Origin of the sequence: Pseudoxanthomonas mexicana (genome assembly GCF_001556105.1) — a bacterium.
Lineage (GTDB): Bacteria > Pseudomonadota > Gammaproteobacteria > Xanthomonadales > Xanthomonadaceae > Pseudoxanthomonas_A > Pseudoxanthomonas_A mexicana_A.
In genome coordinates this window covers 1-17,074 of sequence record NZ_LSIF01000055.1, presented here as the reverse complement: position 1 = coordinate 17,074, position 17,074 = coordinate 1, and the positions used below count along the sequence as shown (strand labels likewise).

14 protein-coding genes and 1 pseudogene are annotated in these 17,074 nt (G+C 68.8%); 8 read left to right on the top strand and 7 right to left on the bottom strand.

Annotated elements, in window-relative coordinates; genetic code table 11:
- Positions 1 to 32 precede the first annotated feature (32 nt).
- Positions 33 to 707 carry a phosphatase PAP2 family protein gene (locus AX730_RS09080; protein WP_157074185.1) on the bottom strand — a complete coding sequence of 225 codons (675 nt, stop codon included), beginning with the start codon at positions 705 to 707 and terminating at the stop codon, positions 33 to 35.
- A gap of 4 nt (positions 708 to 711) precedes the next feature.
- The gene (gene ispG / locus AX730_RS09075; RefSeq protein ID WP_062355120.1) at positions 712 to 1,977 is read right to left on the bottom strand and encodes a flavodoxin-dependent (E)-4-hydroxy-3-methylbut-2-enyl-diphosphate synthase; all 1,266 of its coding nucleotides are present in this window, start codon (positions 1,975 to 1,977) and stop codon (positions 712 to 714) included.
- 98 nt (positions 1,978 to 2,075) lie between these two features.
- Between ispG and AX730_RS09070 the strand changes: the two genes are divergently transcribed.
- A complete protein-coding gene (locus tag AX730_RS09070) occupies positions 2,076 to 3,311 on the top strand; it encodes an ATP-binding protein (protein ID WP_062355117.1) in 1,236 nt (411 codons plus the stop codon).
- Positions 3,312 to 3,324: 13 nt separating this feature from the next.
- The gene (locus AX730_RS09065) at positions 3,325 to 3,876 is read left to right on the top strand and encodes a response regulator transcription factor (RefSeq protein WP_062355114.1); all 552 of its coding nucleotides are present in this window, start codon (positions 3,325 to 3,327) and stop codon (positions 3,874 to 3,876) included.
- Positions 3,877 to 3,959: 83 nt separating this feature from the next.
- Here AX730_RS09065 and AX730_RS09060 read toward each other — a convergent pair.
- From AX730_RS09060 to AX730_RS09045, 4 genes and pseudogenes are all read right to left on the bottom strand, one after another.
- A pseudogene (locus AX730_RS09060) lies at positions 3,960 to 4,175 on the bottom strand (hypothetical protein); the annotation flags it as partial.
- Positions 4,176 to 4,221: 46 nt separating this feature from the next.
- Positions 4,222 to 6,423 (bottom strand): TonB-dependent receptor, encoded by a 2,202-nt coding sequence (locus AX730_RS09055; RefSeq protein ID WP_083537818.1) that lies wholly within the window; start codon positions 6,421 to 6,423, stop codon positions 4,222 to 4,224.
- A 62-nt stretch (positions 6,424 to 6,485) separates the two neighbouring features.
- Positions 6,486 to 6,878, bottom strand: a complete 393-nt coding sequence (locus AX730_RS09050) for a DUF2946 family protein (RefSeq protein WP_157074176.1) — start codon at positions 6,876 to 6,878, stop codon at positions 6,486 to 6,488.
- Positions 6,879 to 6,942: 64 nt separating this feature from the next.
- A complete protein-coding gene (locus tag AX730_RS09045; protein ID WP_062355106.1) occupies positions 6,943 to 8,247 on the bottom strand; it encodes a sialidase family protein in 1,305 nt (434 codons plus the stop codon).
- Between the two features lie 117 nt (positions 8,248 to 8,364).
- Here AX730_RS09045 and xseA point away from each other — a divergent pair, with 117 nt between their 5' ends.
- From xseA to AX730_RS09025, 4 genes are all read left to right on the top strand, one after another.
- Positions 8,365 to 9,693: an exodeoxyribonuclease VII large subunit gene (gene xseA, locus AX730_RS09040; RefSeq protein ID WP_062355103.1), complete on the top strand. Its 1,329-nt coding sequence runs from the start codon at positions 8,365 to 8,367 to the stop codon at positions 9,691 to 9,693.
- A gap of 83 nt (positions 9,694 to 9,776) precedes the next feature.
- Positions 9,777 to 10,121, top strand: a complete 345-nt coding sequence (locus AX730_RS09035; protein ID WP_062355100.1) for a ribonuclease E inhibitor RraB — start codon at positions 9,777 to 9,779, stop codon at positions 10,119 to 10,121.
- 107 nt (positions 10,122 to 10,228) lie between these two features.
- Positions 10,229 to 12,004 (top strand): vWA domain-containing protein, encoded by a 1,776-nt coding sequence (locus tag AX730_RS09030; RefSeq protein ID WP_062355097.1) that lies wholly within the window; start codon positions 10,229 to 10,231, stop codon positions 12,002 to 12,004.
- Between the two features lie 70 nt (positions 12,005 to 12,074).
- The gene (locus tag AX730_RS09025) at positions 12,075 to 12,455 is read left to right on the top strand and encodes a hypothetical protein (RefSeq protein ID WP_062355095.1); all 381 of its coding nucleotides are present in this window, start codon (positions 12,075 to 12,077) and stop codon (positions 12,453 to 12,455) included.
- Between the two features lie 23 nt (positions 12,456 to 12,478).
- Here the strand turns inward: AX730_RS09025 and AX730_RS09020 are convergent, their stop codons facing one another.
- Positions 12,479 to 15,385, bottom strand: a complete 2,907-nt coding sequence (locus tag AX730_RS09020) for a bifunctional diguanylate cyclase/phosphodiesterase (RefSeq protein WP_062355092.1) — start codon at positions 15,383 to 15,385, stop codon at positions 12,479 to 12,481.
- A gap of 263 nt (positions 15,386 to 15,648) precedes the next feature.
- Here AX730_RS09020 and AX730_RS09015 point away from each other — a divergent pair, with 263 nt between their 5' ends.
- Together AX730_RS09015 and AX730_RS09010 are read left to right on the top strand one after the other, a co-directional pair.
- Positions 15,649 to 16,203, top strand: a complete 555-nt coding sequence (locus AX730_RS09015; protein ID WP_062355381.1) for an RNA polymerase sigma factor — start codon at positions 15,649 to 15,651, stop codon at positions 16,201 to 16,203.
- Positions 16,204 to 16,205: 2 nt separating this feature from the next.
- A partial coding sequence (locus tag AX730_RS09010; protein ID WP_157074175.1) for a hypothetical protein occupies positions 16,206 to 17,074 on the top strand: 869 nt, incomplete at its 3' end.

The following is a 17,074-nucleotide window of genomic DNA, read 5'->3' as shown; positions in this document are numbered from 1 at the left end:
TTATCGCGACTTACGTCGCTCCCACAGCAACCCTAGCCTCCGACCTGCCACGGTCGCGCACGGATGCGATACAGCACCAGGTACACCCCCGACACCCACGCGATGCCGGCCGCGAAGCCGCCGAGGATGTCGGACGGATAGTGCACACCCAGGTAGATGCGCGAGACGCCGACGAGCAGCGCGAAGCTGCCCGCCACGACGACCGCCAGCCAGCGCCAGCGCGTGTGCCAGCACAGCAGCACCACCACCATCGCCAGCGTCGCCGAGCCCATCGCATGGCCGCTGGGGAAGCTGAAGGTGTGCTCGGGCGCGATCGATGCCCACAACGTCGGCCGGTCGCGCTGGAAGAACTGCTTGGTCGCCATGTTCAGCAGCGCCGATCCGGCGAAGGACACGCCGGCGAACGTCGCCTCGCGCCAGCGCCGCGCGATCAGCAGGCCCGTCGTCAACGCGATGTCGACCGGCACCACGCCCCACTGGTAGCCGATCGCCGAGATGAAGATGAAGAAACGGTCCAGCGCCGGCCCGGCCATCGCGTGCGCGCGCCACAGCAGCGGGGCGTCGAAGTAGAACGCCTCCAGTTCGTGGACTTCGTCGGCAAGTTCGACGAAGACCCACAACGGTGCCAGCAGGCAGAGGAACAGCAGGACGAAGCGACCGCCGTGCTCGCGCAGCAGGCTGGCGATGAAGCGCCGGCCCTGGGACAGCCTCTCAGCCGGCGACACGCGCGTACTTGCTCTCGACGTAGTCGTCGATCAGCGCGACGAACTCATGCGCGATGTTCTCGCCGCGCAACGTGATCTTCTTCTCGCCGTCGACGAACACCGGCGCAGCGGGTGCCTCGCCGGTGCCCGGCAGCGAGATGCCGATGTTGGCGTGGCGCGATTCGCCGGGGCCGTTGACCACGCAGCCCATCACCGCGAGCGTCATGTTCTCCGCGCCCGGATGGGTGACCTTCCATTCCGGCATCTTGCCGCGCACGTGTTCCTGCACGACCTTGGCCAGTTCCTGGAAGAACTCCGACGTGGTGCGGCCACAGCCCGGGCACGCGGTGACCATCGGCGTGAACGCGCGCAGGCCGGTGGTCTGCAGCAGTTCCTGCGCGACGATGACTTCCTGCGTGCGCGACTGTCCCGGTTCCGGCGTCAGCGAGATGCGGATGGTGTCGCCGATGCCTTCCTGCAACAGCACCGACAGCGCGGCCGCCGAGGCGACGATGCCCTTGCTGCCGATGCCGGCCTCGGTCAGGCCCAGGTGCAGGGCGAAATCGGTGCGGGCCGCCATGTCGCGATACACGGCGATCAGTTCCTGCACGCCGCTGACCTTGGCCGACAGCACGATGCGGTCGCGCGGCAGGCCGATCTCCACGGCGCGCTCGGCCGAATCCACCGCCGAGCGGATCAGCGCCTCGCGCAGCACGCGGCCGGCGTCCCACGGCGTCTCGCGCGTGTGGTTCTCGTCCATCAGCTGCGCCGCCAGCGCCTGATCCAGCGAGCCCCAGTTGGCGCCGATGCGCACGGGCTTGCCGTAGCGGATCGCGAACTCGATCAGCTGGGCGAACTGGGTGTCCTTCTTCTTGCCGAAGCCGACGTTGCCTGGGTTGATGCGGTACTTGGCCAGCGCCTCGGCGCAGGCCGGTTCGCCCGCGAGCAGCTGGTGGCCGTTGTAGTGGAAGTCGCCGATCAGCGGCACCGAGATGCCCATCATCTCCAGCTTCTCGCGGATCCGCGGGATGGCGGCGGCGGATTCCGGGTTGTTGACCGTCAGGCGGACCATTTCCGAGCCGGCGCGCCAGAGGTCGGCCACCTGTTTCACGCTGCCGGCGATGTCGGCGGTGTCGGTATTGGTCATCGACTGCACCACCACCGGTCGGCCACCGCCGACGGTGGCGTTGCCGATCTGGACGGCCTGGGTGATGCGGCGCGGCCAGGGCGCGGCGTCGGTGGGGGGCGTGGGGCGGGTGACGGCGTCGTGCATGCCGGTATTGTAGCGTGGGCCACCTGTCGCGCCGGCCAGCCACGCCCTGCGACGCCATGTCGCGGGCCCGGCCAGCGTGCTTGCACTAGCATGTGAACATGCCGAATACCCTGCTGACCCTGTCGCCGTCGTTCCTGCGCACGCTGTGCAACCTGCGCTGGGTGGCCATCGTGGGCCAGGCGGTGACGGTCCTGGTGGCGCTGGGGGTGCTCGGCATCGACCTGCCGCGCTGGCCGCTGTGGGCCGGCATCGGCGCGCTGGCGCTGTTCAACGTCTATGCCACCTGGCGCAGTCGCCGCGCCGGCGAGGAAACCCCTGCGGAAGCCTTCGCCCACATGCTGGTGGACGTGGTCGTGCTGTCCTGGCTGGTCGCCTGGAGCGGCGGCATCGGCAATCCGTTCAGCTCGATGTTCCTGCTGCTGATCGCGGTGTCGTCGTTGGCCCTGCCGCTGCGTTGGGTGATGGCCACTGGCATCGCCTGCCTGCTGGGCTACATCCTGACGGCGGTGTTCGGCCGTCCGCTGCCGCACCTGCATGGCGACAACTTCAACGTGCACCTGTGGGGCATGGGGGTGAATTTCGTGCTGTCGGCGGCCGTGGTGCTGTACTTCTCCACCCGGCTGGTCGCCGCCCTGCGCCTGCGGGAGCAGGAACTGGCGCGCCTGCGCGAGCGCTTCGCCCGCAACGAGGGCATCGTCGCGCTGGCCACGCATGCCGCGGCCGTCGCGCACGAACTGAACACCCCGCTGGCCACGATGACGCTGCTGACCGAGGACATCCGCGAGCAGGCGTCCGAACCCGACATCCGCGAGGACGCCGGCACCATGCGCCAGCTCATCGACCTGTGTCGCGACCGCGTGCGCGCCCTCGCTGCCTCGGCCGACATGGGCGTGCACCAGCGCGTCGACCTGGACGACGTGGTGCAGCGCTGGCAACTGATCCGCCCGACGGTGGAACTGCAACGCACCGGCGCGCTGCCGCCGTGGCTGGCCACCGATGCGTCCACCGGCCATCTGCTGCAGGCGCTGCTGAACAATGCCGCCGACGCCAGCCGACAGGCTGGTTCGCAACGCGTGGACCTGGACCTGCGCTGCGAAGGCGAGGCGCTGGTCGGCACCGTGCGCGACTACGGCAACGGCTTCCATGAGGCCCTGCCGTTCCAGTCCGAACAGCTGTTCCGCACCAGCAAGCCCGAGGGCATGGGCGTGGGCCTGGCCCTGTCGCACGCCACCATCGAGCGGCTGGGCGGACGCATGACCATGCGCGCCGTGCCGCCGAAGGGCGTGCAGGTGCAATTCCGCCTGCCGGTGGCAGGCCACGACGAGACCCCCTGATGAGAGACATCCGATGAAAGGCCTGCTGGTCGACGACGACGAACTCTACGCGCGCACGCTGCAGCGCAGCCTGGCACGCAAGGGCATCGAGACCGAGATCGCGCTGGACGCCGCCAGCGCACTGGCGCGGGCACGCGAGTACCAGCCCGACTTCGCGCTGGTGGACCTGAAACTGGGCGCCGATTCCGGCCTGACCCTGATCGAGCCCCTGCGCGCGTTGCGCGCCGACATGCAGATCCTGCTGGTCACCGGCTACGCGAGCGTGGCCACCGCGGTGGAATCGATCAAGCGCGGCGCCGACGACTATTTGCCGAAGCCGGCGACGGTGCCGACCATCCTGCGTGCGCTGGGGCTGGAAGCCCCCGCCGCTACGGAAGACACCGGCGCCACCGACGACACCATGACGCCGCTGAGCCGACTGGAGTGGGAACACATCCAACAGGCCCTGGCCGAGACCGAAGGCAACATCTCGGCTGCCGCGCGCCTGCTGGGCATGCACCGGCGCTCGCTGCAGCGCAAGCTGGCCAAGCGGCCCGGTCCCGAGCGTCGCTGGATCGACGAATAGCGGTCGGTGCGATGGATCGCGGTCGGACCCCCTCGTCAATCCTGCGTCGAGGGCGGCACCGGCACCCGTGCCACCTGCGCCGCGCGCTGCCGTCGTTCGCGAAGATGCGCGGGATCGACGTCGAGATCGCCAGTGAACGAGCCGCCCAGCGTCCTGTAGACGGCCATCAGCGTACGCAGGCGCTCGTTGACCTGGTGGTTCTCGCAGGCACGGCGCTGCTGCGTCGTCTGCATCATGACCGGACGGATGCCGACGCCGATCAGCGTGATCCGCGCCAGCCCCGCCCGTGTCGTCAACAGCCGCGACCTGACCCGACCACCGCGTCGCGGCCGTGCACGACCCACATCAGAACGTCTTGCGCAGGACGACCTCCCAACTGCGCGGATCGCCAAGGTAGACCATCGTGCCGCCCAGCGCGTAGACGGCATGCGTGCGGTCGCCGAGGTTGCGGCCACGCAGCGTCACCTCGGTGCTGTCGCCGACCTTGAAGGCCAGGTGTGCGCCCCACGTCGCGTAGCCCGCCGTGGACAGGGTGTTGGCCGCGTTGGCGTAGCGCGACGACACGCCGCGCAGATCCAGCCCGGTCGACCAACGCGGACCGAAGGAGTAATCCAGCCACAGGTTGCCGACGCGCGAAGGGGTATTGGCAGGCCGGTTGCCCGCGCGCGAGACGGGCACACCGCCTGCGTTCTCGTAGAAATCGTCCAGCGTGGCATCGACCCAGGCCAGATTGCCCTCGACACGCAGTGCATCGAAGGGCCGCCAGCCGAACGCCGCCTCCACGCCGCGCGACGATTGCTGGCCGACTGGCAACGTCTGTCCCGCATTGGCGGGATCGGTGATCGCGAGGTTGCGTCGCACGATGCGATACGCCGCCAGCGTGGCGAAGCGGCGTCCGTCGCGTGATTGGAACTTTGCGCCTATTTCGCCCTGGCGACCGGTGCTTAGATCGAAGTCGCGCAGCGTGGCGAAGGTGGCCGTGCTGAGGATGCCGGCCGGTGGATCGGCGGCCGTGCTGTATTGAAGGTAGCCACTTGCCTGCGGCGTGATCGCCCAGTTCAGCGCGGCACGCCCCGTGGTCGGCGTGTACGTCCGTTGGAAACGCGCCGGGTTGGTCGCGGACACCGCGCGGTGGTTGACCACGTCCAGGGCGATACGGTCGCGACGCAGCCCGGTCAGCAGCGACAGCGACGATGTCAGCTCGGTCAGGTTCTCGACAAACAGTGCCTGCGTGTGCAGGCGATTGGTACGGTCCGGCGTATGGGCGACCGTTGCGCCAGGCACATCGAGGAAACGGCCCGGCGTGACCGCATCCAGTGGCACCGTGTCCACGGTCGCCGACAACAACTGCGGAAATCGCGTCTGCCGGTTGTAGCTGACGTCCAGCCCCGTCGCCCATTGCGTAGGCAGCCCGAACAGCGTACCGGTGTGCGCCCACTCCAGCCGGTTGCCGACGAGCTGCTGGTCGTGCCGCTGCAGCAGCGTGCCGGAGCGGACTACCCCGTCATTGCTGGCGGTCAGGCGATAGCTTTCGACATTGCGGAAATCACGCAGGGCGTCGTAGAGGTAAACGGTGTTGCGCACGGTATCGCGCTCGCCCGGCGTCCATTCCAGCAGCGAGCGCACCCAGCGTACGTCCTGGCCGTAGTAGCCATCGGCGACGTTGTAGTTGCGGCCGACGGTCTCGGGCAGCACGGACAGGTGCCCTGCCGCAGGTTGGCGCACGGGCGTGCCCCAGTAGGGACGATGGCTGTCCTCCTGCTGGTATTCGACCGCCAGCGTGTGGTGCAGCGTGGGCGCAAGTTGCACCAGCCAGGACGCCGCCAGCGCAAACGCTTCACGCCGCTGCCCATCGACCCAGCTCTCCGCATCGCGTGCGCTCGCATCCACGCGGACCGCCTGCCGGGCATCGTCGCCGCCCGCACGCAGGTTGGCGCCCATCGCCAGCGTGCCGTCGCGGAACGAACCCCAAGCGGCCTGTACTGCCGCCTCGTCACGATCCAGCCGCGCAAGGCGGGTGACGTAGTTGATACTGCCGCCGACCGCACCTGCGCCGTACAGGAAACTCGAAGGCCCGCCGATCGCCTCGACACGCTCGTACTGCCATGCATCCACGGGCCGCGCCGCGATGCTGGCGTACTGCACGTCGATGCCGTTGAACAGCTGGGTGATCTGGCTGCCGGAGAAGCCGCGGTACGTCACCGCGTTGCCATTGCCCGGCGGCGATGCGACGGTCAGGCCGGGAATGCCGGCCAGCGCTTCCTGCGTGGTACGCACGCCACGCGCGTCGAGCGTGCCGCGGTCGATCACCGTAACGGACGCCGGCGTTTCCATCAGGCTCAAGGCCAGGCGCGTGCCGGTGCCCGCGGACTGCTCGAGTCCGGCATTGTGGCCTTTGACTTCGATGGTATCGAGCTGGGTGGCGCGCGAGCCGTCGGGCAGCACGACGGATTCGGTGGCGAGCGCGACGAAGGGGAACGACAGGACCGCGGCAACGGCCACGGACAGGCACGACGCACGCGGCGTCGCCCGGAATATCAGGGACATGGAAACTCCAAAGCACAAGGACGCGGCGCGCAGGCCGCACGTTCAATCAGCAGGCTTGTGGTTCAGAGCAGGACGGGCGGTCCTTGTCCGCCGAGGCCACGCAGGCGCAAGCGCCTCGCTCGTGGAAGCGTTGCGGCACTGCCGAAGACGCATGCGGCGAGTCGCGGAAACAGCAGCACGATGCCGAGCAGCAGCAACGGCAGGGCCTTCGCCAAGACGCAGTAGGCGCAATCCGCACCCATCTGCACCCCCGCTGGTGATTTCTCGACCGGCGATTCAAGACGGGTGTCGACCCACCTGGTGCCCTCGGTCGTACACAGCTCGGTCCAACCGGCCAGCACCTGGGTACCGGCGCTGGCGACCCAGCGCGTGACCGACGGCGCGAACGCCATCAGCAGCGTCGCCACGAGGGCCAGTTGCAGCATCGGTCGGAAGAAAGCGGACGAGCGGATCACCACGCGATTCTATGCGTCATGGATCGCCGGCATCAGCTGCGACCGAGTGTCGCACCCGTGCGCATCACGGAAATGCCACGCGCGCGGCCTGCAGGCGCGGTGCGTCGCCGGCCACGTCCGTCCACGCCAGCCATGCCGCACCGTCATGCCATTGCAGGCGCGGAATGCCGCTGGCACGACCGCGTGCGGACAGTGTGGCGACGTCGACACGCTGTGCGCCTGCCCATCCTTCGTCGTAGCGGGCGAGCACCAGCGTCTGGCGTTCGTCCTGTGCCTGCTCCAGCCAACTCACCAGCAGGTGGCCATTACCCTGCGCCAGGCCGAGGCGGCCCAACACCTGCGAGCCTTTCGCCAGCGTCACCGGTGCAGCGAAGGTATCGCCCGCATCATCGGAACGCGTCGCGCGCACTTCCGGCACGCCACCGGCTTCCGTGTACCACGCGACCCACACCGCAGCGCCAGCGGCGACCGTCACCGGCCCGTTGACCGGGCAACCCGCGATCTGCCAGCCATCCGCATGCACGTCGCGTGGCGCCGTCCAGCGTTCGCCGTCGAAGCGCACGATGCGCGTATCGCGGATCTCGCCAGCGCTGCGTCCACGGTAGACGACTACGACGCCACGGTCCGTCACTGCGGACGAGGTGGTGCAGCAATCGCAGGTGGACGTGTCGAGCGGCCACTCGCCCTGCTGCGTCGCCTGCGCATCGTAGGTCGCGGCGCGCAGCATCATCGCGGCACCGCCTGCGTGGTCATGTCCGCCGTCGTCATGCCCGGCGCGCCCGGCAGCCGCCTTCTGGCGGCTGTCCAGCCACGCGATGCCCAGCCGGTCGCGCGCCTGCGGCCAGAACGTCACGAAGCCGTGGTCGCCCGGCGTGCCGGACGGGTGCACCAGTTGCGGTTCGCTCCACGTCGCTCCACCGTCGCCGGAACGCACCAGATCGATGCCGTAGTCCATCCGCGACGGCCCGGTGCTGCGCAGCCAGTGCGCCCACAACGAACCGTCCGGCAACGCGTAGACATGCGGCGTATCCGACCAGTTGACGAACCACGTCGCGCCCTCGGCGATCGTGCGCGGCGGCTCCCATTCCACTGTCCTGGCGGGCAAGCGGCTGAAGCGCAGGCGATGGCCCGCCTCGCCCATCGGCTCCAACCAACTCAGCAACAGGGCACCGTCTGGCATGACGGCGAGATCCGGCTGTGCGGCACCTGCGGGCGCGGGAGGCTGCCGGCGTTCCACGATGGGTGCAGGTGCGGGTTGCGCGGCATTCCCCGGCTTGTCGGCCTGCGCACAGGCGGCCATCCATCCCGTGGACAGCAGGAGCACGGCACACCGCCCTGCAAGGGCGCTCGACCAGCGGAGACGGGGCATGCGGCAGCTTCCGGGCAACGGGAGGCCGCCATTCCATCACGGAATCCTTTCAGCAGGCTGCGACCGGCTGACGCAGGCAGCGCGGCGTCGATATCGGCCAGCGTTTATCCTTGCGCCATGACCGACACCGCCCGCGACATCCTCACGCCCACCCAGCTCAACACACTGGCGCGCGACCTGCTCGAGGGTGCGTTTCCGCTGGTATGGGTGGAAGGCGAGCTCGGCAACGTCACCCGCCCCGCCTCGGGCCATCTGTATTTCACGCTGAAGGATGCGCGCGCACAGGTGCGCTGCGCGATGTTCAAGCCGAAGAGTCAATGGCTGAAGTTCGCACCGCGCGAAGGCCTGCGCGTACTCGCGCGCGGTCGACTGACGCTGTACGAAGCACGCGGCGACTACCAGCTGGTCATCGACAGCCTGGAAGAAGCCGGCGAAGGCGCCCTGCGCCGCGCGTTCGAGGAACTGAAAGCCCGCCTGACTGCGGAAGGCCTGTTCGACGACGCCCGCAAGCGGCCTCTGCCCGCCCACGTGCATCGCCTCGCCGTGCTGACCTCGCCCACCGGCGCGGCGGTGCGCGACGTGCTCAGCGTCCTGCAGCGGCGATTCCCGTTGCTGGAGGTCGACGTGCTGCCCGTGCAGGTGCAGGGCGAGACGGCGGCCGCGCAGATCATCGACATGCTGCAGCGCGCGGCGCGCAGCGGTCGCTACGACGTGCTGCTGGTCGCCCGTGGCGGCGGTTCGTTGGAAGACCTCTGGGCCTTCAACGACGAACGGCTGGCGCGCACCATCGCGGCTTCACCGGTTCCGGTGATCTCTGCCATCGGCCACGAGACCGACTTCACCCTCGCCGACTTCGCCGCCGACCTGCGGGCGCCGACACCCTCCGTCGCGGCGGAGCTGCTGGTCCCCGACCAGCGCGACCTGCTGGCGCGTATCCAGGGACTGCAGCGTCGTCTCGCCACCACGCAGGCGCAGCGCCTGCGCAATGCCATGCAGCGCGCGGACCGTGCTGCGTTGCGCTTGAACGCGTTGCGTCCGCAGGCAAGGCTGGAAGCGTTCCGGCGTCGGCAGGAAGAAGCCGCGCGTCGCCTGCATGCCCTGTGGCAGCACCAGCAGGCGCGTCGCATCGCATCACTCCGCCACGCCGACGCCGTCCTGCGCGCGCATGCACCGCAGCGCCGGCTCGAACAGTTGCGCCAGCGCCTGCTCGCCCTCGCGCCACGCCCCCAGGCCGCGGTCGCGCGCACGCTGCAACGCGACGCCCTGCGCCTGCGCGCCCTCGCCCGCTCGCTGGAAGCCGTCAGCCCGCTGGCGACCGTCGCCCGCGGCTACGCGCTGGTGACCAAGGAGGACGGCACGCTGGTGCGCTCGGTGACGCAGGTGCAGCCTGGCGAACGCATCGATGCGCAGGTCGGCGATGGTCGACTGACACTGCGCGCGGAATAACGACGGCGCGCCATCGAGCCACCCCAGCCACAATCCTTCAACGCGCGGCAGATGCCGCGCAGAACCGCATCAGGAGCCCACCGATGATCACCCACGAACAACTGGTCGAGATGTTCGACAACATGGCCAAGGAAACCCCGTGGGACCTGCGCAAGCCGCTGGTGTGGGGATACTTCTTCACGCACGGTTCGCGGCCCGCGCTGGAGGCGGTGGTGCCGTTGCTGCAGGACCAGGGCTATCGCGTGATCGCGCTGTACCTGGAAGACAAGGACAACCGCAAGGATCCGGACCTGTGGTGGTTGCACGTTGAGAAGACCGAAGTCCACACACCGGACAGCCTCGACGAGCGCAACCAGGCGCTGTACCGCTTCGCCAAGGAACACGGGCTGGACGCCTACGACGGCATGGACGTCGGCGCCATCGACTGACGCTCCCAGGAGCGTCATGGAGACCGGACGGAAATAACGCCCTTCCGTCCAACCCCGTTTTCCGACTCCGCGCGTTCGACTCCCTGTCCCACACACGGAGTCGCGCCATGTCGCACCGCCTGACCTTCACCCTGCTGGCCGCCGCCCTGCTGGCCGCCTGCCAATCCAACCCCACCGCCCAGCACTCCCCTGAAACCGAAGCGGCCGCGGTGGCGGCCGAGGCATACGCCCGCCAGGAGGCAAGCACCGCAAGGCGCGACCAGGCGACGCTCGACAGCATCGCCGTCACCGGCAGCCGCCTGCGCAGCGAGCAGGCCAAGGCCGTCATGGCCACGGGCAGTGCATACGCGCCACCCCCACCGCCTGCACCGCCGGCCCCCGCGATGATGGTCCAGTATCGGGCCGCCAACGTCGCTGTCGAACAATACGCATCGCCGTCGGCCAATACCGAGAAGTACGCCGCGCGCGACGACAATCCGGTGCGCCGTACGCTGGACGAGCCGGTCTCGACGTTCTCCGTCGACGTTGACACCGGCAGCTACAGCAATGTGCGCCGCATGCTGCGCGAAGGCCAACGCCCGCCTGCCGATGCCGTGCGCGCGGAGGAGTTCATCAACTACTTCCGCTACGGCCATGCCGTACCGACCGACCGCAGCCGCCCCTTCAACGTGACCACCGAACTGGCGCCGGCGCCGTGGAATGCCAAACGCCAACTGCTGATGGTCGGCATCAAGGGCTACGACGTGCCGAAGGCGACGCTTCCACCGGCCAACCTGGTGTTCCTGCTCGACACCTCCGGCTCGATGGAATCGCCGGACAAGTTGCCGCTGCTGAAGCAGTCGTTCGCACAACTCGTCAAGCAACTGCGCGCGCAGGACCGCGTCAGCATCGTCGTCTATGCCGGCTCCGCGGGCCTCGTGTTGCCGCCTACGCCCGGCGACCGGCATGACGAGATCCTTGCCGCACTGGACCGCCTGCAGGCCGGCGGCAGCACCAACGGAGGCGACGGTATCCGCCTCGCCTACGCGATGGCGAAGCAGGCCTTCGTCAAGGAGGGCGTCAACCGCGTCATCCTGGCGACCGACGGCGACTTCAACGTGGGCACGGTCAGCCAGGACGCACTGGAGACGATGGTCGCCGACCAGCGCGCCTCCGGCATCGCGCTGACCACGCTGGGCTTCGGCACCGGCAACTACAACGATGCGCTGGCCGAGAAGCTGGCCGATGTCGGCGACGGCAACCATGCCTACATCGACACGCTGCAGGAAGGCCGCAAGGTGCTGGTGGATGAAATGCAGTCGACCCTGCTGACCATCGCCCGCGACGTGAAGATCCAGGTGGAGTTCAATCCTGCCGTGGTCTCCGAGTACCGCCTGATCGGCTACGAGAACCGCGTGCTGGCGAACGAGGACTTCGCCAACGACAAGGTCGATGCCGGCGACATCGGTGCGGGCCACGAAGTCACCGCGCTGTACGAGATCACCCCGGCCGGCAGCGGCGCCGATCGTCTGCCGGCGTTGCGCTACGGCGGCAAGCAGGTGGCCGCCGGCGCGTCCGCCGAGGAGGTCGCGCACGTGCGCCTGCGCTACAAGCTGCCGGACCAGGAGGTCAGCCGGTTGATCGAGACACCGATCGCGCGCACGTCGCTGACCGCGCAACCCAGCGATGCCTTCCGTTTCGCCAGTGCCGTGGCGGCCTATGCCGACCTGCTGCGCGGTGGTCAACGCGTCGACGGCTGGAACTGGAACGATGTCGCCCGCACCGCGCGTGCGGCGACGGGTCGCGATCCGTATGGCCTGAAGGCGGAGTTCGTCGGCATGGTCGACCAGGCGTATCGGCTGGTCGGGGCGAAGACGGACGCGCCTGCGATTGCCGGCGAGTGACCTGAAGCGGCTGGGGTCCAGGGATGGACCTCGACACATCGACTTGTCTCGAAGCAGGGACTCAAACGTCATGACACTCCGCACATTCGCACTGGTCTTCGCCTTGCTGTATTCCTCAGCCGCATCGGTGACAAGCTGCGGAATCGACGTCGTCGTGGTCAATCACCGCCAGCATGCGATCACCGTGCAGCTCAAGAGCTTCCACGCAGAGCGGACGCTGCCGGCACCGGCACATGACGATTTCGACGCGCCTGTCTACGACGGCGACGCGCCTCCCTACCTCTCGTCGCTGGAGCAGGTCGACATTCCCGCCAACGACACCGTCCACGTGAAATTCCGGCGACTCTGCGCCGGCGACTTCTGGCTCAACTGGCGAACTGTTCCAGCCACAGGCAAGGCCGCATCGGGACAGCTGCGTCCCTATCATGGACAGCCGATCGATATTCGCTAGCTAGTTTGATTGCGGTGCCCCGCTCACACTACGTCGGCGACCACGACTTCCATCTGCGCGGCCGGACGCCCCAACAGGTAGCCCTGTCCGAGATGGCAACCCAGTTCGATCAGCGCCTGGCGCTGCTCTTCGGTTTCCACACCCTCGGCGATCGTTTCGATGCCCAGCGTGCTGGCCAGCGCCAGGATGGCCCGCACCAGCGCCAGGCTCTCAGGACGCGCCTCGTTGCCCAGGCCCGACACGAAGCTGCGGTCGATCTTCAGCACCGAGATCGGGAACCGGTGCAGGTACGACAGCGCGGAGAAGCCGGTGCCGAAATCGTCCAGCTGGGCGAGGATCCCGTGCTGGCGCAGCGTGCGCAGGATGCGCAGCGTGCGCGGCGCATCGTCGAGCAACGCGACTTCGGTGATCTCCAGCCGCAAGCGCGACGGGTCCGCGCCCTGCGCCTCGAACATCGCCAGCAGGCGATCGCCGAAATCGGGCGAACGGAAATGCCGTGGCGAGACATTGACGGAGATATAGCCCTCGACGCCGCGCGCGATCTGCCGCACCACCTGTTCGTACAGCAGCCAGTCGACCTGCTCGATCAACCCGCTGTGTTCGCCCAGGCCGATGAATTCGGCTGGCAGCAGCAGGCCTCGCCGCTCGTGCTGCCAGCGCAGCAATGCCTCATGGCCGATCACGCGACCATCGTCCATCCGGCGGATCGGCTGGTAGAACGGCAGGAAGTCGCGATGGTTGATCGCCCGGCGCAGATCGGCTTCGAGGTCGAGGCTCTGCACCGCCGCCTCGCGCATGACTTCGTCGAACATGGCGCAGCGGTCGCGGCCCTGCTCTTTCGCGCGGTACATCGCCGCGTCGGCATCGCGCAGCAGTTCGTCGCCGTTGCGGTAGCGCGGATGCCAGACCGCGATGCCAAGGCTGGCCGAGGGAAACAGTTCGCGCCCCGCCACCCACATCGGCAAGCCGAGCACGGCGAGCAGGCGCTGGGCGAAATCGCGCACGTTCTCGACGCCTTCGGCGTACTCCACCAGCAGCGCGAACTCGTCGCCGCCCAGGCGCGACACCACGTCCTCGTCGCGCACGCTCATGGTGATGCGCCGCGCGACTTCCACCAGCAGCTCGTCGCCGGCGGCGTGGCCCATGCTGTCGTTGACCAGCTTGAAGCGGTCCAGGTCGAGGAACAACACCGCGAACGCCTGCCCGTCGCCGTGCCGCGCACGCTCGATGGAGGCGGCCAGGCGATCCAGCAGGTGCGGACGATTGGGCAGCCCGGTCAGCGCATCGTGCGTGGCCTGGTGCGTCAACTGCTGCTCGATGCGCAACCGCTCGCCGATCTGCCCGCGTAGCTGCAGGTTCGCCTCGGCGAGTTCGCGCGTGCGTTCGTCGACGCGGCGTTCCAGCCCGGCATGCGCGTTGCGCAGGCGTTCCTGCGCACGCTGCCGGTCCAGGCCATTGCCGATGTGGTGGGCCACGAACGTCAGCAGGTTCTGGTCGTGCGAGGTGAACTTCACGTCTTCGGAATAGCTCTGCACGACCACGGCACCGACGACATCCTCGCCGCGGAACAGGGGAACGCCCAGCCAGCTGTAAGCGGGCGGGCCATGCTGGAGCACCTTGCCCGCTTCGGCCAGCTGGCCGATCACCTCGCGGTCCGCCAGCAGCGGACGACCGGCCTCGATGACGTACTCGGTGAGACCGTTGGTCATGCGCCGCGTCTGGCGCATCGGGTCACGCTCGTCGATCGAATACGGGAAATTCAGGTCCTCGCCATCGTCGGACACCAGCGCGATGTAGAAATTCCGTGCGTTGATCAGTTCGTCGACCACCACGTGCACGTCGGCATAGAAGCGTTCGAGGTTTTCCGACGTGATGGCCAGGTCGGTGATGCGGAACAGTGCGCGCTGCAGCTTTTCGGCGCGCTTGCGCTCGATGATCTCGGCCTGCAGCTCACGGTTGGCGAGCTGCAGCTCGCGCGTACGCACCGCCACGCGGTGCTCCAGTTCGACATGCGCATGCTTGCGATCGAGCGCGGTGAGGATGTGCTGCGCCACATAGCCCAGCAGCGCACGGTCCTCGTCGGCATAACTGGCGGGCGTGTCGTAGCTCTGCACGACGATGGCGCCGCAGACACGGTCGTCGCGGCGCATCGGCACGCCCAGCCAGTCCAGGCTGTCCGGGCCGTGCGAGGGATCGCGCACCACGCCCAGCTTCTGCCGGATCACCGCCGACGGCCCACGCAGCGGCTGGCCGTGGCGCAGCAGCGCGAAGGTCATGCTGTTGACCATCTCCTCTTCGCCGAACTCGCGCTCGGGCTCGGCGATGTAGGGGTCGCGCTGGTCGGCGAAGTAGAGGAAGCGCACGCTGCGGCGCTGGTCGTCGTACAGGACGATGTAGCAGTTCTCCGCGTACATCAGCGAGTTCACCACCGCGTGGATGCGGCGGAGCATCTCCGGCATCTCCAGGTCGGCGCCGGCCAGGTCGGCGATCTCGTATAGCGCCTGCTGCAGGCGCTTGGACTTCTCCAGCGACACCACGCGCGCCTGCGCCCGCGAGGCATCCAGCGAGGTCACCAGCAGCGTACGCGCCAGCGTCACCCACGCCGTTTCGTCCGCGCTCGCCAGTCCTTGCGGCACGGCCAGCGCCAGCGACACGCGGGCGTTGCCATCGGCATTGTCCCAGGCATGCACACGCAGTTCGGGGCCATCGTGTTCCACCGCGACATCAGCGAGCGCGTGCTCGGCGCGTCGGCGCAACGCCGCCGGTGCGCCCGGCGTGGCGCCGCTGCCGTTGCCCAGCGCCCAGTCGCGCCAGCACACGGCCAGTTCCGCGCCGGGCGGCAGCAACCCACACAGGACCCGCGCGATATGTTCCGCCGGGGAGGCGTCCGCGCTGGCCGGGCTGTCGGCGCTGATCGATGGCGTAGGCATGGTCGTGATCCGACCGAGTCGGAAGGCGGTATCCGGAAGTCCCCCGCAGCGAGCATACCGCCTGCCGCCCCCTGAACGGAAACGCCCGCGCCAACCCCTCCAATCCCGCTGGACCGTTTGCGCTTCACGTGTCCACCGTCACTGCCCCAGCCGCTCGCGCCGCTCCCCGCATGTTCCTGTGCGGCGACGCATGGATGAACGCGCCGGCGGTCGTGCGACGGGCCAGCTTCACGGACACGCGGGGACCGCTTACGCTGGCGGCAGTGAACGACCTCGCAGAACCCGCCGACGAGACCCTGATGCTGGCTTACGCCGCTGGCGATGCGTCGTCGTTCGAGCAGCTGTATGCACGCCATCGCGGGCCGCTGTATCGGTTCCTGCTACGGCACCTGCGCGATGCCGCGCTGGCCGACGAGTTCTTCCAGGACACCTGGCAGCGCGTGATCACGGCGCGCCAGGACTGGAAACCGGAAGCCGCGTTCGGTACGTGGCTGTACCGGATCGCGCACAATCGCCTGAACGACCATTGGCGCGCATTGAAGCATCGGCCCGCCGCCCCCGCCGACGCGGACGAGCGCACCGCACGCGTCCCGGACCTGGATACGCCGGAGCGCCAGCTCTCCGAGTTCGAGCAGCGGCGGCGGCTGCAGCTGGCCATGGATGAGTTGCCGCCGGAGCAGCGCGAAGTGCTGCTGTTGCGGCTGGAGCAGGAACTGACCCTGGAGGAGATCGGCGAGATCACCGGCGTCGGCCGGGAAACCGTGAAATCGCGCCTGCGCTATGCGATGGACCGGCTGCGGACGAGATTGAACGAATGAGCATGCCCCACGAACCCCTGACCCCCGAAGAGCGCGCGCTCGCGCAGTCGTTGTCGCGACTGGGGCCGCACGGTGGCCCGTCGCCCGAGCTGGATGCACGCATCCTCGGTGCCGCGCGGGCGGCCGTGGAGGACGCGCCCGCAAGGATCGGCCAGGTACCGACCTCCCGCCGGCGTTGGCCGGTCGGCATGGGCGTGGCGGCGTCGGTCCTGTTGGCGGCCGGTATCGCCTGGCAACTCCGTCCGACCCATGAAATGCCGGTGGCCAGCGAAGTGCCGATGGAGGCCGAACCCTCGTTCAGCGTGGCCGCCGAAGACGCGGACGTCGCGGCGGCGGACGCGGCGGCCCCGATACCAGCCGACATTTCCCCACCGCCTGCCGTGGCGGCTGACGAAGCGCTTCCACCGATGCAAGCCAGGATCTCGCCACCTCCCTCCGCCGGGAGCACGGCCACGTCACCGGGACCTGCGCGCCAGAATGCGGAGGCCGCCGCGCGCCAGGCGCCTGCGCCCAAGCGCAGCCCGCTCGCGCTGAGTCCTGCACCTCCCAGCCCGCCTGCCGCACCCGCGCCCGAAGCCGTGCTCCAAGCACTGCCTGCCGACGTCGACCGCCATTCCGATTCGCCCCCGGCGACGGCGGCATCGGACACCGCTGCCCGCGAACGCATGCAATACCGCGCTGCTACGCAGCAGGAGCAAGAGCAGCGCGTCCTGTACGACGAAGCGCGACGGGACGCGGCCAGCAAGACGGAGGAGACCCTGTCACTCGATCGCATCTCCGTGACCGGCAGCCGGATGAGAGCACGGGATCGCCCAATCAGGGCACAAGAGGCCGTCTCGGCGCCCCCGCCGGCCAATGCCCCCCCTCCTCC